Raw genomic sequence first — 24,723 nt, forward strand, 5'->3', positions numbered from 1 at the left:
CTATCTGGAAGACGGGCTGAAACTGAAGGTTAACAGGATGAAGAGTAAGGTCAGCAGGCCGAGTGAAAGCAACCTCCTTGGGTTTTCATTCTATGGTAGCAAAGAGGGATGGAAGATGCGAATTTCATCCAAATCTCTAAGAGCGATCAAAGAGAAAATACGTGAGCAGACCAAACGGAATCAGCCCCTTCCATTGTATCAACGGATATCAAAGCTTAAGGAAATCATCCATGGTTGGGTCAACTACTTCTCTATTGCAAATGCAAAGGGATACATGGAAAAACTGGACGAATTGATGAGAACCAGGCTGCGTATTGTTCTTTGGAAACAATGGAAGGGCATAACGGGCAGAGCCAGGAATCTGATGAAGGTGGGCGTAGTGAAATCAAGGGCTTATCAGCTGGCTAATACCCGCAAGGGATATTGTAGAACTGCAAACAGTCCCACACTACGTACTACACTTAACAAAAAGTTCTTTATGGGGCTTGGGCTTGACGGATTTGGGAATTATTACTATTGGAAAACGACACACCAAACGAAGTTATTCTGACAAACCGCCGTATACCGAACGGTACGTACGGTGGTGTGAGGAGACAGCAGGGAAACTAATTCCCTGCTTCTTACTCGATTACGAAATCTAAGTTCCCCTTTTTGAAACTATTGTATGGAAACATCTTTTGTAATTCCCTTTCCGTATCCGTCATTGCCAGCTTGACTGGCAATCTTAATGAAGTAAATAGGCTAGCAACTAAAACCTGTTTCGGTCTCTCTGACCTGAAGCGGAAAGCTACACAGTAAATTTATTTCAGGGTCTCTCCAATCATGAGATGCTGAAACACTCCTCCGACCGTTGGGGCGGAAGTTCAGCAAGACGAACTTGAGGATATAGCCAAAGCTTTAAGATTCCCGCCTGCGCGGGAATGACGGTTTCCGGTAAGGGGTAATTCTACAGGCTTTGCCATGAAAGTTTAGCCAGAAGAGGTAATCTAAGTTTCCCCTTTGAAGGTAAGCCCCTTATGGTCGTCACCCTGACCTGGAGCGAAGCGGAAAGCTACGCAGTAAATTTATTTCAGGGTCTCTCCAATCATGAGATGCTGAAATAAATCCGATAGCTATCGGATCAGCAAGACGAGACAGGGAAATTCTATCGTAGAGATGCTGAAACAAGTTCAGCATGACGGTTCTCGTTTTGGGAAGTTTTTAATTTTACCCCTCACCATCCTTACTTAACGAATTCATATACTCCTGTGGCGATACCTTAAAATACCTTTGAAAGTTTTTATTAAACAGACTTTGCGAACCATAACCCACCATTTTAGCAATTTCGAAGAAACTGAACTCGTTCTGTGCTATGAGTTTGGTGGCTTTTTTAAGTCGGGTAACATCAATCAGTTCCTTTGGCGATAGCGCCGAAATGGCTTTAATCTTGCGGTAAAGTGTAGGCCGGCTCATGTGCATGTGCTCGGCAAGCTGGTCGATATCCAGGTTGGGGTCCTGAATATTTTTGCGTACATATTCATCCAGCCGTTTTAAAAATGCTTCTTCGGTTTTAGAATTGGCCACTACGCGTACATCTTCGAAAGGTGCACTGGCGAAATGCGCTTTAATTTTTACCCGGTTTTGGAGCAGGTTGGACACTTGCAGGCGTAACAATTGCGGCGAAAAGGGCTTTTTGATATATAAATCGGCCCCAACTTCTAAACCTTCTATGTGCGCCTTATACGTGTTTTTGGCGGTAAGCAATATAATTGGGATGTGGCAATATTCTACGTTTGATTTAATGAGCTGACAGAGTTCAAAGCCATCAATTCCAGGCATCATAATGTCCGAAATAATCAGATCGATAATCTCCCTATTCAGAATTTCCTGTGCAACCTCTCCATTAATGGCCAGATGTAATTTATAGGTGCCTGCAAAAACCTGAGTCAGAAACTCCAGGATATCTTCATTATCATCAATAATTAAAATACTGTCGGTCATATCTATTTTATCTTTTTCCAGCTACTCAGCTTAAATTCAAATTTTTGGTGGATGGGTAAAGTTAACTCGAAAACCACCTGGTTAACTTCACTTTCTGCTAATTTTAACGAACCATTATGCAATTCGGTTAGCGATTTAGCCAGTGAAAGGCCAATTCCCGTTCCCGGTTTATCTTTGCCATACAGCCTGAAAAATGGCTCGAAAATCTGCGAGTGGTATTGTGCCGGAATGCCACGCCCATCGTTGCTAAAGGTAATAGTAAAGTGCCCTTCTGTTTCGGTTGAGGTGTTTAAACGTACATTTACCATACTATTCCCATATTTAATGGCGTTCGAAATGAGGTTGTTGCAAATCTTTACCAAAGCTTCCCGATCTGCAAAGGCAATTACCGGATTTTTAGGCAGCTCCAGATCGAGTGTAATATTGCTTTTCTGCGCTTCTTGTTTAAAAATCTCAATTTGTTCTTTTAGCAGGCTGTTGATATTGGTGTTAACAAAGTTTAAACCAAACTGGTGCATTTCTGTTTTACGGAAATCGAGCAGCTGATTGGTTAGTTTAGCCAATCGGTTGGCATTTTTTTCAACCATTAATAAACTGCTTCTAAAAGGTTGTTCTTTGGCCTGCTCCATCATCATCTCAACCGGTCCCAAAATTAAAGTTAGCGGTGTTTGGATTTCGTGGGCTATATTGGTGAAAAATTCAATCTTAGCCTGGTAAATTTCCTTTTCCTTTTCGTGTTCGAACAGTTGTAATTTGTTCAGGTTTTTACGTTCGATATATCGGTGATAGTAACGGATCGCCAGGAAAAGTGCAGTCGCAATCATCACCAGATAGCAAATATAAGCCGTAATGCTTTTCCAGAAAGGTGGCCTGATTTTGATAAAAAGGCGCCGCTCTTTACCTGTCCAGCTTTCTACATTGCTTTTTGCCCGTACTAAAAAGGTATAATTACCGGGCGATAAATTGGTAAAATAGGCTTTCCGGTTGTTGTTCAGGTAGGTGGTAGCCAGATCTACACCTTTCATTACATATTCGTAGCGCGTAACTTCGGGCGAGGAATAGTTAAGGGCGGCAAACTCAATGCTGAAATTATTCTGATCGTGTGCGAGCACAATGGTATCGGTAAAGGAAATCGATTTGCTAAGCGGACTGTTTTTATCATTCGGAAGCACCTCTTTGTTGTTGATCTCGAAACCTGTAATGAAAGTGGGCGGGGCCGTATCTTTCTGCTCAAAATCTTTGGGGTTAAATGAAATCATACCCCTTACTGAGCCGAAATACATGCGTCCGGTTGGATCTTTATAGGCAGAACTGAAGTTAAACTGATCGGTAATCAAGCCGTTTGATTGGGTGTAAACCTTAAATTTTTCTGTGCGCAGGTCAAAACAGATTAAACCTTTCAGCGAGCTTATCCACAGGTGCTTAGAGCTGTCTTCGAGTGCGCGGAAAAGAATATTGGTGGGCAAACCTGTTTCGGTAGTAAATTTTTTAAGCTTTTTCCTGTCCGGACTTAACCTGATTAAACCTCCGCCCTCAGTAGTAAACCACATGGCCTTATTGCTGTCTTCCATAATGCCGCAAACCGGAAACTCGCGCACGGTACTGTTTTTAATTTTATCGCCGAAGGTAATGTTGCCCTGTTTGCCGGTTTTAGGATGGTACCAAAATGCACCACGCGAAACGCTACCCGTCCAGATATTGCCAAAACGATCTTCCCAGATATCGTAAACATAAGAGTTCACTGGAATTTGCTTAACCCGTTTAAAGGTTTTGTTTTTTGGATTAAAAATAAACAGGCCTGAGCCCATGTTGTAGCCGGTACCTACGTAAATGGTACTGTCTTTAGCCAGGTGAATTGAAAGTACAAAGTCACTTGTTTCCTCATTTTCTTCACCAATGGTTTTAAAACGTTCCCTAACCGTTCCTTTGTTAATATCGATAATTTCCATTCCGTGCAAAAACGGGCCAACAAACAGCTGGTTGCCCAGGGCAAGCAAGCCATGTATATTGGGGTATGATAAATTACCTGCTTTGCCATTGGCGGCGTAATTGGTAAAGATTCCGGTTTTGGGGTTAAACTTATTTACACTCGCATCTTCAGTACCAATCCATAAATTTCCTTTGTTATCAGGGCAGATTTCGCGCACTGCATTGCCCGAAATAGAATTGGTGCCTACCAGTGGATAATATTTCTCAAAGCGGGCATTGTTCTTCGAAAAGTAACTCAGGCCCCCAAAATAAGTACCTGCCCACATGCCTCCCTCATTATCCCGACAAACGGTATAAACAGCATTATCAGGCATAGAGTAAGGATCGCCGGCACGCTTGCGTAAGTTCTGGCTGGTGTTGGTGGCTAAATTATAAATGTAAATGCCCGATTCGGTCGCGATCCAGTATTCCTGTTTTTCGCCGGCAGTGATATCACGTACATAAATATCGGTATTGTCGCTGCTTTTAAGTATCAGCGATTTGATAGCCCCGGTTTTGGGATTATAACTTTTTAAGCCTTGTTTAAAGCAGCCCACCAGTATGCGGTTACCATCAATGGGGAAAACTTTACTAATCGAGCGCCGGTTTGCAGGCACACGCTGGTCGATGATACTCACCGTGGTTTTAGTGCCATTTTGAGGATTGTAGGTAACCAGTTGCCCATCGTCATTGCCAATTACAATATTACCACGGTCATCAAGCGCAATGCAGGCAGCATTAATTTGCAGGTTTACCACCCGGTTATCGTGCTGGGTATATTTATGAAGTTCTCTGTTGGCTAAAAAGAAGAGGTTGTTTTGCCCGTCTACCAAAATGGAGTTGATATACTTTTGAAGGGTAGGCTCAAGTGGCGTAAATACTTCCTTGCGCGGATCGTATTTAAAAATACCGCGACCGGTACCAATCCACAGCATGTTCTTTTTATCTTCAGCCAGACATACAATAATGTTGTTGCCTACATTACCAAATTTACTTTTTTCGTTTTTAAAGGTTTTAAAAGTATAACCATCAAAGCGGTTCAAACCACCACGGGTACCCACCCAAATCATGCCTTTTTTATCCTGTAAAATGGTATTTACCGAATTGTGGGCCAGGCCATCATCTGCCTGGTATTGCTTAAAATAATAAGATTGCCCTTCGCAGGTAGAAACTGCAAAAAAAGAAACCAATAACCAGAAAGATAAAAGAAACCGCATAGTTAAGCCAATATCAAATATAGAGATAAATTGAAGTGTTGAATCTGCACAGGGTTAAACCTGTTATGAGTATAGGTTTGAGGCTTGTTGTTATGGATTGATTATCAGATTGTTGTTCTGTTTTGAGTTTTTGTACAACACTCGATTTGAGACATATCGACAAAAAGATGAACAAATTATACGGCCCTCAATGTTTTACTTTGATTTTGCAATTAACCAAATTATAAACCTTACTGCAAAATCTTCTACCGGCTAAACTATGCCATTGCAGTTTTAGTATTTTTTTTATGAGAAACAAAATGTTAGCTAAACTGGCCGCTGCGCTGGTAATTTTAGCGGGTTCTTGTCAAAAAGGGCCATCAACTGGTATTACTGAAGAAGGACTCCAAACTGAAAAGCTTCAGGTACAAAATGTTATTGCTGCTGCACCTGTATTGGGCACTTTAATTGACGGGGCTATTTACCGGATCAGGGGAGTATCATCCTTATCAAACGGGCCGGTGGTCGAAGTTACCGGTAATTCTACAGCCGAAAATGCTGCTATACAACAATGGTGGTGGTTCCCCAACAACGGACAGAAATGGAAACTGGTAAAACTTGATGCCACTTACTACAAACTGGTCAATGTAACGAGTAATAAATGCCTCAAATCGCCATCGGCAACATCGGGCGATATTTTGCAGCAAGGCACCGACGATGGTAGTGATGCACAACAATGGGCCATTAATTATACTGGCAGCAACAATGTGTACACGGTTACCAATAAAGCTACCGGAATGAAAATGACAGTAGACCCCGAGAGCAGTACACCTGGTGCCAAAATAAGACAAAAAACAACGGTAACGGGTACACAGGATCAGTTTAATTTCCATGACACCAATTTTCAGAACCCGCTGATTGATGCCAGCAGACCAGACCCTTACGTGGCAGAGAAAGATGGTTATTATTATTTTATGTACACCAGGGGGAATAAAATAGGCTTGCGGAAAACCAAAACCATGTCGTTACTCTCTACAGCGGTTGAATCGGTAGTATGGACACCGCCTGCCGGAATGGCTTATTCTTCCAACATCTGGGCGCCCGAACTCCACTTCCTTTCAGGCAAATGGTATTTATATTTTGCAGCCAATGATGGGGGAGATGTGAGTCACCGCATGTTTGTGCTCGAAAATCCCAATGCCGACCCAATGACGGGTACCTGGACATTTAAAGGAAAAATCAGCGATCCGAGCGATCAATGGGCTATTGATGGTTCGGTGTTAACCATTGGCTCGGCAAATTATTTCATTTGGTCGGGCTGGGAAAACGTAGCCACCAAGTTTAAGCAATACATTTACATTGCGCCCATGTCAGATCCGTGGACCATTAGCGGCGACCGTGTAAAAATATCATCGCCAACCAATAACTGGGAAAAATATGAGCCCAGTGGAAATTTAGGTGCAGGAGTTAACGAAGGTCCGATTATGTTGCAGAAAGATGCCAGCAGCCCGGTATTTATCATTTACTCAGCGAGCCGTTACAGCAGCGATAATTATTGTTTAGGGCAAATTCAGCTTAAAACAGGTGGTAACCCGCTGGTAGCCGCCGACTGGATTAATAAAAAACAGGTTTTTGTTAAAAGTGATGCCAACGGGGTGTATGGTCCTGGCCACAACGGTTTCTTTACCAGCAGTTACACCGATCCGAACGGCGTATTGCATAAAGAAAACTGGTTTATATACCATGCCCGTAGCGTTGCCAATACCACCAACGGAGCAAGAACCCCGCGGATGCAAAAACTGAGCTGGAATGCAGATGGATCACCAAACTTTGGAACTGCAATGGCCACCGGGATCAACATTCCGATTCCGGTTGGTGAGTAAGGTACTTTAAGTAAGAGCAGCCCCCAGTGGTTGCTCTTTTTGCTTTTACAGCACAATTGATATAAAACGACAAAAGAATGAACAAATTTTTCAGGGTACATTCTCTTACTTTGAAATGAAGAAACCAAATATCCACGCCCGCATACCAGATTAAAAAATGAATGGGAAGTAAATTGCTCCATAAGACTGTCATCCTGAGCCTGTCGAAGGACTTCTGCTAACAAGTTTGAGTTATTTCGACTGCGATTTATCCCGAACAACCTGAAACAAAACTTAACCAAATATGAAATATAGTGTTTTACAAAAAAAAATTATAGCGCTCACCTTTCTACAAGTCACCGTATCTGCTGCTTTTTTAAATGCAAATGCTGAAAATACGGCGGCAGATAGATTGGCAAATAAAAAGCTTTTAGTTGCCGGCTATAATCTGGCCGATATTATCATAACCGGTAAAGTAACTGACGAAAAAACAAAATCGCCCATCCCTGGCGTTACAGTTAAGGTAAAAGACAGCCAAACCATCGCCGTAACCGATGAGAACGGTGTTTATAAAATAACGGTTCCGAACGAGCAAGCCATTCTTTCCTTTAATTATGTAGGTTACGATGTGCAGGAGAAACAGGTTGGGAGCCTCAAAAACATCAATATCATATTAAAATCGGCCCAGGCTAACCTCGAAGAAGTAGTGGTAGTAGGCTACGGTACGCAAAAGAAAGCCGATGTAACTGGATCGGTTGTGCGGGCAAATTTAGACGATTTTAGAAATGCGCCTACCACCAATGTGGCCAACCTTTTACAAGGAACGGTACCGGGCTTAAATGTAGGTCAGGTTAACCGCGCCGGTGCAACCCCTGGCATCAGCATCAGGGGACAGAACACTTTGGGCGGTAACCAGAATGTGCTGATTATTTTAGACGGAGTGCAATACAACGGTTCGCTAACTTCAATTAACCCCGATGATATAGCCTCTATAGATGTACTTAAAGATGCAAGTGCCACAGCAGTTTACGGTGCACAAGCCGCAAATGGAGTGCTACTAATTACCAGCAGAAAAGGTACTGTTGGCCGCACGCGGATTTCTTTTTCAACCCAATATGCTACCCAAAAGCCAAATATCGATCTCAGGCCCATGGCGCGCGATGAATATTTAGATCACATTAAATATTTGTATTACGATCAGGCTTTCCTGGCACCAGATTTTACCCAACCCAATCCGGCATTCGATCTGATTAGTAAGGTAGACCCATCTATGAAAGATGCACAGGGAAACCTGTTGCCGAACGATTTTAGCTGGTATGATGAAGCAACTAAAAGAGGTTCGATCGTTGATAACCAGTTAAGTGTATCGGGCGGAACCGATAAAATCAATTACCTGTTGTCGGGAAGTTTAACCCGCAATTCGGGCTTTATTGAAAACGATAATTTCAAGAGAAAAAGCATCAGGGCCAATATCGAAACCAAAGCTACCAACTGGTTGACCATTGGCTTGCAATCGTTCGGAACCTTTGTAAACGAAGATGGCGTAGAACCCAATTTTACCGATATCAACCTGATGTCGCCATTAATTTTGCCCTGGGATAACAGCGGAAACCTGAAAATTAATCCTTTTGGTACTAATTTAACCAATCCTTTGTTAAGCTACCAAGCCGACGATTACGATCGCCACAATTATTTCTTCGCCAATGTGTATGGCAATGTACAGTTGCCCATTAAAGGCCTGAGCTACAAAATCAGCTTCGGTAATAATTACAGGCTTGATTTTAAAAACATTTCGAATATGTACGATGCCAACCTAACCGGGCAGGCATCAAAAGAAACCACCACTTATTACGATTATACCTTCGATAACCTCTTAACCTACAACAAAACCATTGGCAAACACAGTTTTACCGGAACATTATTGTACGGCGCTATTGAGCGCGAAAACAGTTATACCAGGGCTTATTCAACCGGCTTTTCGCGTTTAACATTGGGTTACGATAATTTACAGCAGGGAACCAACAGGTTTGCTATCTCAAACGCCTGGAAAGAGTCTTTAAATTACCAGATGTTCCGCTTAAACTACAATTACGAAAGCAAATACCTGTTTACCGGTACCATTAGAAGGGATGGATTTTCGGGCTTTGCAGAAAATAATAAATACGGTATTTTTCCTTCCGTATCCGTAGGGTGGGATATTTCTAAAGAATCGTTTTTTAAAGTAAACTGGGTTGATAACCTGAAATTAAGGGTAGGTTACGGTGTAGCCGGAAATCAAACCTCACGGTATTCATCACTGGCTAATGTTGGGGTAAGTGCGGCTTATGTTTTTGGCGATGGCGGTTCTACCCAGTTTGGTCAGCAGGTAAACGGTATGGCTAATCCCGATTTAAGATGGGAGCGTACCACCGGTGCCAATATTGGTTTAGAATTTACACTCCTTAAAAACAGGTTATCGGGTACTGTAGAGTATTACAATACCAAAACAACCGATTTGCTTTACTCGGTTAATATTCCGGTAATCACCGGCTTTAGCAATGTGTTAACCAATATCGGGCAATTAAATAATCAGGGTGTAGAGTTTTCTTTAAACTCAAAAAACATCAATAGCGGCGGTTTTCAATGGAATACCAGCCTCAATTTTGCCCGCAATGCCAATAAGATTGTTAAACTTCTGGGCGATTTAAATGGCGATGGTGTAGAAGATGATTTGCCGCAAAGTGGTTTGTTTATTGGTCAGCCTACGGCTGTAATTTACGATTATCAGGTGAACGGAATCTGGCAGGTAGGCGAGCAAATCCCGACAGGTTATTCGCCGGGTACCTACCGTATTGTAGATCAGAACGGTGATGGCGTAATTAATGCCAGCGACAGGGCCATCTTAGGTTCATCGGCTCCGGCTTACCGTTTAAGTTTGCTCAATAATTTCCAGTATAAGAACTTTACTTTGAGCATCTTTTTAAACTCCATTCAAGGCGGTAAAAATTCTTATCTGGCGGGTAATACACCGAGAATTATCAGAGATGATAATGCCATCAGAAATAACTACCTGAGTGGTATCGATTACTGGTCGCCAGATAACCCCAATGGCAAATATCCCCGTTCTATTGTATCGGCCACATTAAATCCGCCACTTTTTCAAAACCGCAGTTTTGTGCGTTTACAAGATGTATCGCTCTCTTACAAATTTACCGGAAAACTGATTGAACGCATGAAATTGCAAAACTTAAATGTATTTGTAAGTGGCCGTAATCTGGCTACCTGGACCAACTGGGAAGGCTGGGATCCGGAAACCAATCAGGGATTAACCAATGATGGAAGACCCGTATTTAAAGGATATGCGGTAGGCCTTAACGTTACATTTTAAACCAAAAGCGATGAAAAAGATAACCCTAACCATTATAGCTGCATTTACCATCCTGTTTTCTGCCTGTAAAAAAGATTTCCTGGATGAAGAACCTCTCGATTTTTTAACCACCGATAATGCTTATATAACCGCTAAAGATTTCGATGCGGCAGTGAACAACCTGTACAGCCGGATAAGGCTCGAATTTTACAGCAGCGGCGAGCAAAGACCATTCGATTATGTATTTGGCTGCGATCTTGTTTTTGATGGTCAGCCCGCTACCACCAGGCATACCAATATGGTGGCGGCCTATTCGCCTTTGAGTACCGAAATTCCGCTAATCCACTGGACTTCCTTGTATAAAATCGTAGCCGAATCAAATACCATTATCGACAGGCTTCCTGCCTCATCGTTAACCGGTGCAGAAAAAACATTAATGGAAGCCAGGGCAAAGTTTTTCAGGGGAATGGCTTACCGTACGCTGGCCTATTTATATGGCGGTGTACCTTTAAATACTACTGAGGCTGTAGGCGCAAAAACAGACTACGTGCGCGCACCTAAAGCGGAGGTATTGGCTCAATCCATCAGCGATTTGAAATTTGCAGCGGCAAACCTGCCAGCAATAAATCAGGTCCAGGATGGAGAAATCAATAACCTTGCAGCAGCTCACCTTTTATCTGAAGTTTATCTCGCTGCAGGGCAGTTCCAAAATGCTGTTGATGCAGCTACTACCGTGATCAGCAATCCAAATGTGGGCCTAATGACCACCAGATTTGGGGTTAAAGCTTCAGATGCGACCAAAAACGTGTATTGGGATTTATTTCAAAAAGGAAACCAGAACAGAAAAAACGGCACCAATAAAGAAGGCCTTTGGGTAATCCAGTTCGAAACCGATGTGCCGGGCGGTGGTACCGTTTCAACAGGTATTGGTGGTTCTTACCAAATGGAAAGACATTTTGCGCCGCAATTTCTCAATTTCCGACTTGCAGGGAGCAGTGTTCAGCCATTTTTATATCCCATTAGCGATTATACCGGCGGCAGGGGCATTGGTTGGGCCATTCCAACCAAATATTTTTCTGATGTAATCTGGCAGAGCGATTTTAACAACGACCTCAGAAATGCACCTTTCAATTTTGTGCGCGAATTTAAAGTAACCAATCCGGCACACCCGCGTTTTGGCCAAACCATATCTACCATTAATCCACCGGCGGGTATAACCGTACCACGCAGAGATTTTTATGCTTTCCAGTCGAAGGTTACTACACCGGGCGATCACCCAGATGGCATGTTCCAGGATAAATCGCAGCTTTTGCTTAAAGCCAGTGCTGGTGGAACCTATGCCGATCAGTACATGTTCAGGCTGGCAGAAACCTATTTGCTCAGGGCAGAGGCCTATTTAGGTTTAAGCCAGCTGGATAAAGCTGCCGCTGATATTAATGCCGTAAGGAGCAGGTCGAATGCCTCAGCAGTATTGCCTGCAAACGTAAATATCGATTACATTTTAGATGAACGTATGCGCGAACTGGGCTCGGAAGAGAAAAGAAGAATTACCCTGATGCGTTTAGGTTTGGTCTACGACCGTGTAAAAAAATGCAATCCTTACTACAACGATGTTTTAACTACTTACAACCTGTGGCCTATTCCGGCTTCAGAAATTGAACGTAATAACGGTGCTAAACTGGCACAGAACCCAGGTTATTAAGCGTAAGGTAAAAAATAGCAAATGAAAACAATTGTAATTGCATACTTGCTTAGTTTATGTCTGCTGCCCGTACTCGGTTATGGGCAGCAGCGTAGCAAACAACCCAATGTGGTTATTATCACGGCCGATGATCTCGACAGCCGGCAGCTGAGTTGTTATGGCGGTAAAAATCTGAAAACCAGTAATATCGATCAATTGGCGGGCGAAGGCTTACAGTTTAACAATATTTATGCTTCTCATGCTACCTGTGTGCCTACGCGGGCATCGCTTTTTACCGGTTTGTATCCCATCAGGCATGGTTCGTACCAGAACCATAAACCTGTTTACCCCAATGTAAAAAGCATTGGCCATTATTTAGCCGATTTGGGGTATAAGGTGGGGCTAACCGGCAAAGATCACAGTACCAAACCTGCCAGTTCTTTCCCTTTCGATATCATTAAAGGTTTTCAGCCCAATTGTGTGTCCAGTAACGATGAATATGATCTGGCTGGTATTGAAAAATACATGACCGCGGGCGATAAACCTTTTTGCCTTTTTGTAATGAGTATCAATCCGCACATGCCCTGGGATCAGGGCGACCCGACAGAATTTGATGCCGAAAAACTGATTTTGCCACCCAATTTGGTCGATACCAAAGAAACCCGCGCACAGTTCAGGAAATACCTGGCCGAAGTAAGGCGTCTGGATAATCAGGTGGGTGATTTAATGCAGCTCATTAAAAAGAATATGCAGGAAGAAAATACCATTTTTATTTTTCTGGGCGAACAGGGACCGCAGTTTGCCGGTGGCAAATGGACCTGCTGGGATTACGGACAAAAAAGTTCGATGATTGTACGCTGGCCGGGTGTAATTAAAGCAAAAACAACAACAGCTGCCATTGTGCAATATGAAGATATTACCCCAACCCTGATTGATATTGCCGGAGGAAAACCCATTGCTGCGTTAGATGGGAAAAGCTTTTTGCCGGTATTGAAAGGCACCTCAAAATTGGCCAGAAACTATGCTTATGGTATGTACAACAATATACCCGAAGGACCTGCTTATCCCAGCAGGAGCATTCGCAGCAATCAATATAAGCTGATTTTGAATTTATCGCCAGAGAAAACCTACGGCATAAAATGGTACAACACACCCGGCGATTTAGGCGTGTGGCAATCATGGAAAGAAAAGGCAAATAACGATCAGGTAGCCAATGTTTTGGTGAAAAGAATAACCAACAGGCCTGCTATTGAGTTTTACGATGTACTGAAAGACCCCTACGAACTGCATAATCTGGCCGGTAACGATGGCTACCAAAAAACGATATCAGCTTTTAAAACCGAACTCGAAAAATGGATGAAAGCTCAGGGCGATGAAGGCGCTGCGGTTGATGTGCCTTTTAACCATAAATAACAGGAAAGATGCTAAAAAGAGTAGGTATACAACGAGTGATTTTATTGTTTAGCGTTCTTGCTTTATTGGGTAGTTGTGGTACCCGTAAGGAAAAATTACAAACCCATCAAGGTTTAGACATCTACATTTTAATGGGGCAATCGAATATGGCTGGCAGAGCGGCGTTACGCGCTGAAGATAGTCTGGTGCTAAATAAAAACGTATTGATGTTTACAAAAAATACGGAATGGGCGGCTGCCAAAAATCCTGTACATTTTGATAAACCAGGCATAACCGGTGTTGGTCCGGGTTTATCTTTTGGGCTGGCCATGCAGCAGCAAGCCAAAACAAAACGGATAGGTTTGGTTCCAACGGCTGTGGGCGGTACCTCTATCAATGCCTGGGTGCCCGATGGCTACGATAAGGCTACCAAAAAATACCCCTATAACGAGGCCGAAAAAAGAATTATTGAAGCAATGAAGGCCGGAACAGTAAAAGGAATTATCTGGCACCAGGGCGAGGCGGATAGCCAGGCAGACAGCGCCCGGCTTTACCTGCCCAAACTCATTACACTGATACAACGATTAAGGAAATTAACCGGAAATGAGGCTTTGCCTTTTGTTGCCGGAGAGTTGGGTCACTTTAATCCGAAATACGCAAATATTAACCAGCAATTGGCCAAACTGCCCGGTTTAGTAGCGCATACAGCTGTGGTAAGCGCGGCAGGGTTAACCGATAAAGGCGATCATACCCACTTCGATACCCAATCGGCCATTTTACTGGGCAATCGCTTTGCGGCAAAAATGATCGCATTACAAAAACAGAAATAGGGGGAAGCATGATGAATTTGATGTATAAGAATGAAACAACAAATCCTTTAAGGTTGCGCAGTAAGCGGGCAACGGAACAAGAGATCAATAATGTAAACGTATTGATTGACCTTTTGGGTTATGGCATTGTTGAGCTGCCCGTAACCTACCGCTTAAAGTTTGAATATACCAGCCCCAGGGTTTGTCATGTAGCCTGCCACATTAGTTTACCCGATCCGGCAACTCATACCTGGCTGTATTCGCCCGATTTCAACATGGTTTTTGCCGAAATTGATGGAGGTGTCGGACATGTGGTGAGCTTCAGTGGCGCAGGCCTCAACAAAAATGTTTACTACCAAACCATGGTAAATGTAGTTTCCGACTATATTTTTCTGAAGGAGAAGTTTTTTGATTAAGGGCGTTCTGTTAAACTAAAAGGAATGTAAATGCTTAGACATTTTGTTTGCCATTAAGTAAGGCCATAGCACTGCATCTACGTTTTGCTTAAATCCGGCCTAACAAATTTTTCGGAATGAACAGGCCTTGCCAGCCCGGTAGCTTCAAAAGAAAAATTTTAAGCCGGTGTTTTTTGTTTCTTTTTGACATCAAAAAGAAAGCCGGTCCGGCCAGGACAAAAAGTAATAACAATGAACTCAAAATATAAAAAACTAACACAAACCTGGCGTTGGTATGGTCCAAACGATCCGGTTTCCTTACAAGACGTTAAACAAGCCGGGGCAACCGGAATTGTAACGGCCTTACACCACATTCCTCACGGCGAAATATGGCCTGTTGAAGATATCCTGGAACGCAAGGCAATTATAGAGGCTTCGGGCTTAACCTGGGCGGTAGTAGAAAGTGTACCCGTACACGAAGCCATTAAAACCCGGAGGGCAGATGCCGGTCGGTATATCGAAAACTATAAAATATCACTCAAAAATCTGGCAGCCTGCGGGATCAAAATTGTTTGCTACAACTTTATGCCGGTGTTAGACTGGACCCGCACGCAGCTCGATTTAGAAATGAAAGATGGTTCTAAAGCGCTGTATTTCAATTGGATTGATCTGGCTGTTTTTGATTTATATATACTAAAAAGAAGCGGGGCAGAAAGCGATTATCCCCAATCTGTTTTAGAAAGGGCAAAAACCAAATTTGCGACTTTAAATCAGCAGCAGTTAGATGAGCTGCGGGTTAATGTTTTGATGGGGATCCCAAACGAAAAGGAAATTGAATTAGAGGCACTTCGCAGCAGCATTAATGAATATGAAAAAATTGGCTTCAATGGCCTGCGTCAAAACCTGGTGTACTTTCTGTCAGCCATTGCTGACGTGTGTGAAAGTGAAGGGATCAAAATGACCATTCACCCTGACGATCCGCCTTACCCGATTTTAGGCTTGCCACGAATTGCCAGCAGCCTCGATGATTTTAATTATATCCTGCAAAGTGTAAACCAGCCTTTTAACGGCGTGTGTTTCTGTACCGGATCTTTAGGCGCGGGGATGGATAACAATGCTCTCGAAATATTTAACGTCGTTAAAGAGCGGATTTATTTCGCGCATTTGCGCAATGTAACCAAAGATGAGGATGGCAGCTTTTACGAAGCAGATCATTTGGGAGGCGATGTAAACATGTACGAAATCATGAAGGCTTTATCAGAAGAAAATGCTTTGCGTGAGCAACCAATCCCGTTCAGGCCCGACCACGGACACCAGATGCTGGATGATTTGGCCAAACAAAGCAACCCCGGTTACTCGGCCATTGGCCGTTTAAGAGGTTTGGCAGAGCTGCGCGGACTGGAGCTTGGCGTAACCGGCAATTATTAAATCAACATTAACCAAATTATAAACCTATATGACTAAAAAACTCTCTACTTTACTCGTATTGTTCATTTCCTGCCAGTATTTATTTGCGCAGGGCAATTTGCTAAAAGACTTTCCTGAAGGCTTTGGCCCCAAAGAAGTAGGTAAGCGGCTGGCTTACCGCTTTGTGGATAGAAAGCACATGCTACATGCCGGCAAGTGGATCAGCTATCCGGAAACTTTCAACTGGACGGGTGCCCTGAAATATGCCGAAAAAACCAAAGACAAAAAGTTGTTTTCGCTATTGGAAGCACGTTTTGATAAGCTAACTGCCGAAGAAAAGCAGCTACTGCCGATTATGAACCATGTAGATTTGAACATGTTTGGAAGCCTGCCACTGGAATTCTATCTGGCTACCAAAGACAAGAAATATCTGGAACTGGGCTTGCCCTATGCCGATACGCAATGGCAGCTCCCCGAAAATGCCAATGCCCAGCAGAAAGCCTGGGCCGATAAAGGCTTTACCTGGCAAACCCGCCTGTGGATTGACGATATGTACATGATTACCATTGTACAGGCACAAGCCTATAAAGCTACCGGCGACCGTAAATACATCGATCGCGCTGCTAAAGAAATGGTACATTATCTGGATGAGCTGCAACGTCCCAATGGCCTTTTTTATCATGCGCCAGATGTTCCTTTTTACTGGGGAAGAGGTAATGGCTGGATGGCCGCAGGGATGACCGAAATTTTGCGCCTGCTACCAAAAGACAGTAAAGAGCGCCCACGCATACTGGAAGGTTATAAAAACATGATGAAAAGCCTGAAAGATTTTCAAAGCCCTACAGGCATGTGGAACCAGTTGATTGATGCACCCGATTGCTGGGCTGAAACATCCGGAACAGCCATGTTTACCTACGCCTTAATTTCGGGCGTAAAACAGGGTTGGTTAGATCAAAAGGAATATGCTCCTGTAGCACGCAAAGCCTGGTTGGCCATGGTGCCTTACATTAACGAAAAAGGCGATGTGCGCGAAGTTTGTGTAGGTACCAATAAAAAGAATGACCGGCAGTATTATTATGATCGTCCGCGCAACGTTGGCGATTCTCACGGACAATCGCCATATCTGTGGTGTGTTTTGGCACTCATGGAAAAATAAGTTAAAAAAATCTTCATTGTGCTGTATTTGGTTTTACGCCGGCCGCCTCATCCGGCCGGTTTTGCACAATCTGATAGTCCCGGGGTGCTTACCCCGGGTTATCTTTTTGCCACAGATTAGATAAAATCTGTTAATCTGTAGCTTTATAACGAATTTCATTGGTTTAGTTCAGCATCCAGGAAGTTTCATCTATATACATTTATTTGATGAAAACGCATTTATTTTAATTTTCACCTTGTCATTTGTCAATATCCGTTTGCAGCGAGCAAGGTTGAAACTTAATTTCGGTCAGATTATTTTAATGAATAATGAACGACTCAACAAAACTGGAAGATTTAAAAATAGCTTTACTTCAAAAAACTAAGCCAGCCACCATCGACCGGAACTTTTGCAACTTACTCTCTATAGCAATATTTAAGGCACAGAACGATTATCTCAGCACCACTACATTTATGCGCTTGTTTGGCCTTTTACCCATGGATATGCGGAGCCTGAACCCCAGAGTGATTGATATGCTTTACCGTTATGCCGGTTCTGCAGAGCCAGGACTTTTAAGAGTCGGATAAATACATTGCATTTTAAGCTTATCGTAATATTTTGGTACGTATCTTGTACCTGAAGATAAGTTTAAAGAAAATGACGAAAAGATCTATATTTTATATCCTCATGCTCACATTGCTATTTGGCTGTACGGGTAAACCACAAGAAACCGTACAGACTGAAGAAAAACCACAAAGCCCGGCGGTTGCTTCAAAGCATCCCGATGCCCCAAAACCACGTTATGAAAAAGGTTTGCTTTACGAAAACCAAAATTTTTCCTCATACATAGATGAGGTGAAAAGAGGAGCAGGGGTAATTTCGTTTACACTTGAGGTAAATGACAGACTGGATATCTGGAATCTGGACGATACCAAATTTGGCGAAATTGTGATGAATGAAGATTTGACTTATTTTACCCTAAATCTGCCCAAAAAAGTAATTGCCCGTAAATTAATCCCCGAAAATGATTTTGCAGCTTTCGAATTTGATGCCGAAAAGCCTGAACCGGATGCCAAGTATTTGTTTATTTATGTAAATAGAGAAAAACGGAAGGTTGAAAAAAAGGGAACTCATTTTGCTTTCACCGCCTGGAAATAGATTAAGCCTGTATTAAAAATAACATTTGGGCCTGCGACTTTTTTTGGTTACGAGGTAATAACCCACTGAGATTTCGTGCGAGCCATAATCATAATTGCTGAGTTTATTTAAGCTGTAATCGTAACCATAACCAATGCGCAGGTTGCTGCGTACAAAAAGTTCCGATATCAATCCTACGGCACTTCTTGCGGTTAAATTGCTTTGCAAATTTGATTTCGGATACAGCTTAACCGAGCTGCGGTATACTCCGCCAATCCAGAAGCGCTCTTTAACCAGCAGAAAAGCATTTAAATCAAGGGAGGTTGGCCCGTGTAAATCGTCTTTAATTAAAAAGGTAGGTTTAAACACAAAATCATCAGCAAAAGGTAAAGCCACACCAGCGCTCAGGTAAAAATGCGGCTGCATTTTAACATTCAGTAATTTATAGTCGCCAAAAAACGATAAGCTTTTACCCAGTAAGTTATTGGCCGAGAAACCAATAAAGAATCTCTCATTCGAATAATGAATACCAGCGCTGATATCGGGCGTAATCTGGCTCACACTACCCGTCGGAATACGGTTATCGCCCTGTTCAATCGGATCAAGTAAATTGCCGTTTAAGCCCGCCTGCATTACGCCAACGCCCAAACCAAAAGCCAGGATGTTGGTTTCTGTGCGGTCGAGCTTAATACGGTAGGCAAAATTGGCCGAGGCGTTTAGCGAATTTTGTGCCCCGATTTTATCTTTGGTAATAATGGCACCTATGCCCAGGCTCTCATCGTTTATGGCCTCATCAGCCGAGATCGAAAGTGTTTGCGGTGCGCCTTTAACACCCGTCCATTGTGCGCGGGCGAATGCCTGCAAGTATAGCTCTTCTTTGTAACCCGTGTAGGCAGGGTTAATGTACATACCGTTAAAAACATATTGTCCAAACTGTGCATCTTGCTGTGCAAAAACCATTTTGGTAAAGCAACACATCAGCACCATCATTAATTTCAATATCCTTTTCATGTTGTCTTAATTTTATCTGATCACGGTTACATATCCTTTGTACACAATCCAGTCGGCATTGCCATTTTTTACTTTTACTACATAGAAATAAGTACCATCACTCAGGCCTGGAGCCATCCAGTCGTTCTTATAATCGTTGGTTTGGTAAACCGTACTTCCCCAGCGGTTAATAATGGTAACTTCGTTAAACTGATAGGAATTCAGGTGTTCGAGGTAAAACGTTTCGTTCTTGCCATCCCCATTGGGCGTAAACACGTTTGGTATCCTTAAACCCGAAATTTCCTTGTTATCGGTTGAAGTATTGTTGCTGAGATTTGGATCGGCCTCATTTGCACTTACGGTTGCTGTATTGCTCACCATTCCCATTTGTTTCGAGCGCACTTTAATCACCAGCTCTGCAAATTTGCCGTTGGCCAGCCCGTCAATTTTCCATTTCACGCTGCGCAGTGAAGGGTCGTAATCTGCAGTGCCGTCTGTTGGTGCCGAAAGGCTTTCAAAACTGAGGTATTCAGGTAGCTTATCTTCAATAACCAGCCCTGTAGCATCATCTGCACCATTGTTTCTTACGTTGAGGTAATATTCAAAAACCTCATCCTTTACTACCGTTTTCGATGCCGATCTTTTGGTAATCGACACATCGGCCGAACGGGCCGGTACTACCAAAACACGTACATCTTCCGATAAATCTGAAGTACAGCCGCTTTTGTTAATCGAGGCTACCTTATAAAGCCCTGCTGTGGCGGTAATCAGTGTCGGTTTATTTTGCCCCGGAATCAGTATCCCATCTTTAAACCAGATATACGTACTGGCCCCAACCGAATTGGCACGCAGGATTACAGACGACCCTTCGGCGATCGTAATCGTTTGGCGCCCTGGCGGAGCATCCTGACTGTATCCCTTTGTGTTAAATAATAACAGGAATAGCAGCAACAAGAAGGTATAAAACCTCAGTTTCATGTATCAGATTTTACCGGGAATAGCAGGTTTATTTAAAAAGTTACTGCAGTGGCTGTACCTTGTGCCGTGCCAATGCTGATGGTTGGTTTGGTAGGTTTAGCTGTTACCGTAATGGTTTTATCTACAATTTGCGGGCAATATTTGCTGCCATTAATTTCATATCCAACCTTTAAGCGGTAAGTAATGCTGCCAACGGTTGGAGCTGTTGGTGTATAACTTAATGTATTTGCTCCGGCAATAATGGTTTCGGCACCTCCGGCTACAGTATACCACTGGTAAACCAATGCAGCTTTAGTTGGGTCTTCGGGGTTAGTAACGCTACCTACCTGTGCCAAGGGGCTTTCCACGCAGAAATCAGTAGGCGCAATGTTTGGTGTCAGTGGCTTTAAAACATAAACCGGAATTTCCTGCATTTCCGATTCGCAGGAACCTGGAGTGCTGGATTTTGAACTCAGATAATAGTAACCGGTTTTTAAATCGGCATTCGCCACCTTATTTCCGCCGCTTAAAGTGATTCCGGTTGAAGGTGTGGTGGTAGCAGTTGCACTGTATTTTACTATCCAGTCGGTACCCGCAGTAGCCGCAGGGAGGGTAAGCTCTCCGTCTGAGCAAAAAAGGTTTACACCGGCTGTATTTGGCGCTAAAGCTTGTGCCGATGCGGTTAAAAAGCTACCTGTTAATAAGATGGTCGCAATGATTAAAAGGGTTTGGGTAAAGAAATTTTTCATGGGGATTCTTTTTAGTGAGTTAATATTGTGAATTGGCATTAACCAGCACATGCGGTGCTGTCGGTTTTGGATTTATTTTGATGTTAAAATTGATTTGCGTGGTACAGCCGGCAGCATTTTTTAAGGTTAAAATTCCGGCATGAGTACCTACAGGCGCATCGATTGGAACACTAACGGGGATATTGGAAGCTGGGAGTGCCTGGTTGTTTTGAGCCGGAAAACCTGATGATACCCAGCTAATGCTGTAAGTAAAAGGACTATTTACCGGGTTGGTATAACTTAATTGCGTGGTATTAAACCCCTGGCAAAGTTCAGGGTCGCTACCCAGTGTGAGACCCGGTGGCGGATTTACCGTAACTACAAAAGTTTCTGTTTTTTCTTCGCAGCCTTTTGCTGTTGCAGTGATGGTGGCTGTTCCTGTAAAACTAGCCGACCAGGTTAGCTGCCCCGTTGAAGCATCAATTAAACCTGCCGACAAAGGTGATAAGCTGTAAACAATGCCTGTGGTGTTGCTGGCTGTTGCCAGATAGGTATCTGTGCCGGCACCCATGCAACGACTACTGGTTAAGCCGCTGTTAAATAAAAGGTTGCTTACGTTGCTGGTTACAGTGATGCTACCTGAGGAGTTAAAGCTGGATGAAGGTATGGTAGAAATACTATAAGTAGCTGCGGCACCCGCTACTGTAGGTGTACCATTAATGGTTAATTTTCTGCTTGGTTTATCGTAGTTGGGAGTAACTCCGGCAGGCAGGTTACTCACCACAACGCTGTTGGTGCCATTTGGCATGGTATAAATAATGGGATCCATAACGGTGTTGATACACACAACCCGGTCGCCAGATCCCGTAGTGGTAGATACGCTGCTTTGATCGTTATACGTTACCTGATCGGGTTGTGAGCCTGTAATCGTAGCTGTATTGGTAAGCACTCCGTTTTGTACCACTTTGGCCGTAATTTTTAAGGTAACGCTGGCCAGGCTGGCCAAATCGCCTATCGTCCAGATCCCCGTAGTTGCATCGTAGCTGGTGCCCGAAGGCGATACGCTGGAAACATAAGTATAGCCAGCCGGTAATTTATCGGTAACCGATACCCCAACGGCATTACCATTGCCCAGGTTTTCGGCTTTTAAGGTAAACACTACATTACTGTTCAGCTCGGGGTAATCCACATCAACTGTTTTAGTAATAGCCCTGTCAATATTACAAAGTGAAATGTTGATAGGCAGTGAGGGGGCACTAACCCCGCATTCGAGTTGATAGCTTACGCTATAATTGCCTGATGTGCTTGCTTCGTAAGTATTGGAGGTGGCACCACTAATGGCCACTCCATTTAAATACCATTGGTATGGGGCAGCATTAGCAACAGCTGTTAGTGTAGCCGATGCACAGTTGGTTTGGCTTACGTTCGGCTGCTCTGCCATTTCCGGAAAACGCGTAATAAAGTTCGACATGGAGAAACCAGCTCCCTGTTGCACCATCGAAATGGTAAGCCTGCCCAAACTGGTAATAGAAACAATGCCGGGCTTTCCGATCGTGGTATTGGTAAAGCTGATTAAAGAAAGGCCGGTACTGCCCAATGGCTTGCGGGTGCCGGCAATCGTTTCGATATCCTGATTGGTATAGGTTGGTGTGCCGCCAATTGTGGTTAACAAAATCGGATCCGCACTTTTGGTTAAGATATAACCGAAATAGGGCAGATCATTGGTAGGAACATAACCTGTAAACTTGGTCGTTTCTACGCGTTTGGAACCCGAACATCCTGATATGGGAACCAGGGCCGATACGTCTACCTCACAACCTCCACCACCTGAAACCCCACCTGTTCCTGAAAAAACTTCGATGTTTTTATTGGCCACAATCATCGAAGAAGAATACCTTCCGGTGTTCGTGGTGGTATTATAAGTACCGCTAATATAGCCGTGGTTAAAAGTATACTTATCGCCAGGCTGCAGAAGCGTAATGGTTTGTGTAGTTTTCTGAATTCCATTAACATCAAAATGGGTTATGGTTATCGTTGTATTGGCTTCGCTGGCAATAATGGTCGATTGTTCCGCTGTAAGATTTCCTTCCCCTCTAACAATTACATATTCTTTTCCCAATGAGGAAATTGGTGGAACAGGGTTAAAGGCTCCATCGCCACAGCCCCCGGGCGCATCGAGATCGGCAGACGTGTTCATCACTGCCGAAGCGGAAGATTCGACAAGTGTGCCTATAGGGGCATGAAAAAGATAACTTTGGCCGGCATTTAAAGTGGCTGTGGCCACACCACCAATTTTAACAATGGTGTTATTTTCAATGGCCATGATGCTGTAAATGGGGGTGTGAGTTGGCCCGGCCAGCTCGCCATCTCGATAATAACCAACCCTGAAAGCATTGCCAATGGCTGCATCGCCAAAGCTAAACAAAGAGGCATTTCCTTTAATGTCACTATCCGTTCCATCACTGCCCAGGGCATCCGAAGCTATATTTCTTAAATTCACAGCAATTGAAGCGGTAGCCTCTACAATAATGCCGGCAGCCGATATTACCGTGTTTAAACTGTAAGCAGGAACATCTTTTGGCAAACCAGCAAAACGATAGGTAAAAGGGGTGTTTTGCGAGCAGCTAAAAGTGGCAATCAGCGTGCCGTCGCTTTTTTTAATGGTTCCGGTAACTGTGGTAGTGTTATCGGTAGTAATTACAATTTCGTTGGCCTTGCTCCAGTATTGCCAGGGGGCAGGTGCAATATAGTGTTTGGAATAGCTAAGCGCCCTTGAATAATAGTTGGTTTTAAGTGTTTTTTCAGTAAGAGAATTTGTAAAAGGGATAGCCTTAACCGAAATAGGTATGGCATAGGCAAACGCTCCCGTAAAAATGGGAAAAGAGGCAATAATTATAGAAAATACTAACCTAAGTAGCGCTTTAATCATGTTTGGTTTAATTATCCCTAATTCCAATACTGTACGCGTCAAACACTCATCTAAACCTGCAAAGCAAGTCAGACTAATTTTTGACAATAGATTATTACTCCTTAGTAGGATTATTAATCTTATTTGGGATATGAAAACTCAGTTTGAGGATTTCTTCAACACTAAATTAGTTCAAATATTGTTTGCCAAAATACGCGCTGTGTTAATTTTACACCAACTTTAAGTGCTGTTTTTTTATTATTTTCATATAGCTATAAATAGGTATTATTAAAGCTACATTATAATTAGGTGTTTTGAATTTCTTGTCTACTGCGAAACGTAAAATGCTGCTAAATAAACTACTCATAAATAAGTAATTAGAGCTTTTAAGAATGTTTTTGTAGCGGCTTTGTCTTTTTGTTGCTTATCTGTTGTAGATAAAGCCCGTATTTGATAGTTTTTTTGATGAAACGGCATAAATGCAAGATGAATTTTTAATTCAAAGCATTGTAATATTAAACTTTTGTAAATAATAGAAGGGTTAGTTTTGGCCTTAAGTTAGCCTGTTAGCTAGCTCATTAAGTTAGCACAACTGCAGATTTGTAAACTTTCACTGCAATAACTAAATCCATTATTACTCAAATCGCAAAGTTGTGAAGTACAATAGGCTAATATTTAAGAATAATTTGACAAAATGACTAAATTTATATTAAACAGTTATTGTTTAATTGCAGTATTCAAAGAAATAGAATGCTAACCACTCAAGAACATTTTTATAAAACCGCTTATTTAAGTTGTTTTGTTAAATGTTTAATTTTTAGTCTCTGCTGAT

17 protein-coding genes are annotated in these 24,723 nt (G+C 42.9%); 11 read left to right on the forward strand and 6 right to left on the reverse strand.

Annotation, left to right across the window (positions count from 1 at the left end; all coding sequences use genetic code 11):
• The coding region (locus tag BLR37_RS19095) for a group II intron maturase-specific domain-containing protein (protein ID WP_279615750.1) at positions 1-550 on the forward strand (550 nt) is incomplete at its 5' end.
• A 656-nt stretch (positions 551-1,206) separates the two neighbouring features.
• Here BLR37_RS19095 and BLR37_RS19100 read toward each other — a convergent pair.
• Positions 1,207-1,980 carry a response regulator transcription factor gene (locus BLR37_RS19100; RefSeq protein WP_090771400.1) on the reverse strand — a complete coding sequence of 258 codons (774 nt, stop codon included), beginning with the start codon at positions 1,978-1,980 and terminating at the stop codon, positions 1,207-1,209.
• 2 nt (positions 1,981-1,982) lie between these two features.
• A complete protein-coding gene (locus BLR37_RS19105) occupies positions 1,983-5,165 on the reverse strand; it encodes a ligand-binding sensor domain-containing protein (RefSeq protein WP_090771402.1) in 3,183 nt (1,060 codons plus the stop codon).
• 287 nt (positions 5,166-5,452) lie between these two features.
• On the opposite strand from BLR37_RS19105, the gene BLR37_RS19110 reads away from it, so the two are divergent.
• From BLR37_RS19110 to BLR37_RS19155, 10 genes are all read left to right on the forward strand, one after another.
• Entirely contained in the window at positions 5,453-7,027 is a 1,575-nt protein-coding gene (locus tag BLR37_RS19110; RefSeq protein WP_090771404.1) for a family 43 glycosylhydrolase, read from the forward strand.
• A gap of 283 nt (positions 7,028-7,310) precedes the next feature.
• Positions 7,311-10,373 carry a SusC/RagA family TonB-linked outer membrane protein gene (locus BLR37_RS19115; RefSeq protein ID WP_090771406.1) on the forward strand — a complete coding sequence of 1,021 codons (3,063 nt, stop codon included), beginning with the start codon at positions 7,311-7,313 and terminating at the stop codon, positions 10,371-10,373.
• Positions 10,374-10,383: 10 nt separating this feature from the next.
• Complete coding sequence (locus BLR37_RS19120) at positions 10,384-12,054, forward strand: RagB/SusD family nutrient uptake outer membrane protein (RefSeq protein ID WP_090771408.1); 1,671 nt, start codon at positions 10,384-10,386, stop codon at positions 12,052-12,054.
• A gap of 21 nt (positions 12,055-12,075) precedes the next feature.
• Positions 12,076-13,446 carry a sulfatase family protein gene (locus BLR37_RS19125; RefSeq protein ID WP_090771410.1) on the forward strand — a complete coding sequence of 457 codons (1,371 nt, stop codon included), beginning with the start codon at positions 12,076-12,078 and terminating at the stop codon, positions 13,444-13,446.
• 8 nt (positions 13,447-13,454) lie between these two features.
• Positions 13,455-14,255, forward strand: coding sequence for a sialate O-acetylesterase (locus tag BLR37_RS19130; protein WP_090771412.1), 801 nt, complete (start codon positions 13,455-13,457; stop codon positions 14,253-14,255).
• Positions 14,256-14,263: 8 nt separating this feature from the next.
• Positions 14,264-14,650 carry a hypothetical protein gene (locus BLR37_RS19135; RefSeq protein ID WP_143009624.1) on the forward strand — a complete coding sequence of 129 codons (387 nt, stop codon included), beginning with the start codon at positions 14,264-14,266 and terminating at the stop codon, positions 14,648-14,650.
• Between the two features lie 231 nt (positions 14,651-14,881).
• The gene (gene uxuA, locus BLR37_RS19140; RefSeq protein WP_090771415.1) at positions 14,882-16,057 is read left to right on the forward strand and encodes a mannonate dehydratase; all 1,176 of its coding nucleotides are present in this window, start codon (positions 14,882-14,884) and stop codon (positions 16,055-16,057) included.
• A 28-nt stretch (positions 16,058-16,085) separates the two neighbouring features.
• On the forward strand, positions 16,086-17,192 hold the full coding sequence (locus tag BLR37_RS19145; RefSeq protein WP_090771417.1) for a glycoside hydrolase family 88/105 protein: 1,107 nt from the start codon (positions 16,086-16,088) through the stop codon (positions 17,190-17,192).
• 308 nt (positions 17,193-17,500) lie between these two features.
• A complete protein-coding gene (locus tag BLR37_RS19150) occupies positions 17,501-17,758 on the forward strand; it encodes a hypothetical protein (protein ID WP_090771419.1) in 258 nt (85 codons plus the stop codon).
• 70 nt (positions 17,759-17,828) lie between these two features.
• Positions 17,829-18,329, forward strand: a complete 501-nt coding sequence (locus BLR37_RS19155; protein ID WP_143009625.1) for a hypothetical protein — start codon at positions 17,829-17,831, stop codon at positions 18,327-18,329.
• Positions 18,330-18,341: 12 nt separating this feature from the next.
• Here the strand turns inward: BLR37_RS19155 and BLR37_RS19160 are convergent, their stop codons facing one another.
• The 4 genes from BLR37_RS19160 to BLR37_RS19175 are packed head-to-tail and all read right to left on the reverse strand — an operon-like array spanning position 18,342 to position 23,912.
• The gene (locus BLR37_RS19160) at positions 18,342-19,319 is read right to left on the reverse strand and encodes a PorP/SprF family type IX secretion system membrane protein (protein WP_090771423.1); all 978 of its coding nucleotides are present in this window, start codon (positions 19,317-19,319) and stop codon (positions 18,342-18,344) included.
• A 12-nt stretch (positions 19,320-19,331) separates the two neighbouring features.
• On the reverse strand, positions 19,332-20,276 hold the full coding sequence (locus tag BLR37_RS19165; RefSeq protein WP_090771425.1) for a T9SS type B sorting domain-containing protein: 945 nt from the start codon (positions 20,274-20,276) through the stop codon (positions 19,332-19,334).
• Between the two features lie 32 nt (positions 20,277-20,308).
• On the reverse strand, positions 20,309-21,004 hold the full coding sequence (locus BLR37_RS19170) for a hypothetical protein (protein WP_143009626.1): 696 nt from the start codon (positions 21,002-21,004) through the stop codon (positions 20,309-20,311).
• A gap of 19 nt (positions 21,005-21,023) precedes the next feature.
• Positions 21,024-23,912: a DUF11 domain-containing protein gene (locus BLR37_RS19175; protein WP_143009627.1), complete on the reverse strand. Its 2,889-nt coding sequence runs from the start codon at positions 23,910-23,912 to the stop codon at positions 21,024-21,026.
• Positions 23,913-24,723 lie beyond the last annotated feature (811 nt).

The sequence above is a fragment of the Pedobacter soli genome, from assembly GCF_900101435.1.
In the GTDB taxonomy this organism is placed as follows: Bacteria; Bacteroidota; Bacteroidia; order Sphingobacteriales; family Sphingobacteriaceae; genus Pedobacter; species Pedobacter soli.

Excerpts from the sequence above, each read along its gene's own strand:
- BLR37_RS19125 (WP_090771410.1), top strand. The coding sequence starts at position 12,076 with ATGAAAACAATTGTAATTGCATACTTGCTTAGTTTATGTCTGCTGCCC.
- BLR37_RS19160 (WP_090771423.1), bottom strand. The coding sequence starts at position 19,319 with ATGAAAAGGATATTGAAATTAATGATGGTGCTGATGTGTTGCTTTACC.
- BLR37_RS19145 (WP_090771417.1), top strand. The coding sequence starts at position 16,086 with ATGACTAAAAAACTCTCTACTTTACTCGTATTGTTCATTTCCTGCCAG.
- BLR37_RS19115 (WP_090771406.1), top strand. The coding sequence starts at position 7,311 with ATGAAATATAGTGTTTTACAAAAAAAAATTATAGCGCTCACCTTTCTA.
- BLR37_RS19175 (WP_143009627.1), bottom strand. The coding sequence starts at position 23,912 with ATGATTAAAGCGCTACTTAGGTTAGTATTTTCTATAATTATTGCCTCT.
- BLR37_RS19165 (WP_090771425.1), bottom strand. The coding sequence starts at position 20,276 with ATGAAACTGAGGTTTTATACCTTCTTGTTGCTGCTATTCCTGTTATTA.
- BLR37_RS19105 (WP_090771402.1), bottom strand. The coding sequence starts at position 5,165 with ATGCGGTTTCTTTTATCTTTCTGGTTATTGGTTTCTTTTTTTGCAGTT.
- BLR37_RS19100 (WP_090771400.1), bottom strand. The coding sequence starts at position 1,980 with ATGACCGACAGTATTTTAATTATTGATGATAATGAAGATATCCTGGAG.
- BLR37_RS19130 (WP_090771412.1), top strand. The coding sequence starts at position 13,455 with ATGCTAAAAAGAGTAGGTATACAACGAGTGATTTTATTGTTTAGCGTT.
- BLR37_RS19110 (WP_090771404.1), top strand. The coding sequence starts at position 5,453 with ATGAGAAACAAAATGTTAGCTAAACTGGCCGCTGCGCTGGTAATTTTA.
- BLR37_RS19120 (WP_090771408.1), top strand. The coding sequence starts at position 10,384 with ATGAAAAAGATAACCCTAACCATTATAGCTGCATTTACCATCCTGTTT.
- uxuA (WP_090771415.1), top strand. The coding sequence starts at position 14,882 with ATGAACTCAAAATATAAAAAACTAACACAAACCTGGCGTTGGTATGGT.
- BLR37_RS19155 (WP_143009625.1), top strand. The coding sequence starts at position 17,829 with ATGACGAAAAGATCTATATTTTATATCCTCATGCTCACATTGCTATTT.
- BLR37_RS19135 (WP_143009624.1), top strand. The coding sequence starts at position 14,264 with ATGATGAATTTGATGTATAAGAATGAAACAACAAATCCTTTAAGGTTG.
- BLR37_RS19150 (WP_090771419.1), top strand. The coding sequence starts at position 17,501 with ATGAACGACTCAACAAAACTGGAAGATTTAAAAATAGCTTTACTTCAA.
- BLR37_RS19170 (WP_143009626.1), bottom strand. The coding sequence starts at position 21,004 with ATGAAAAATTTCTTTACCCAAACCCTTTTAATCATTGCGACCATCTTA.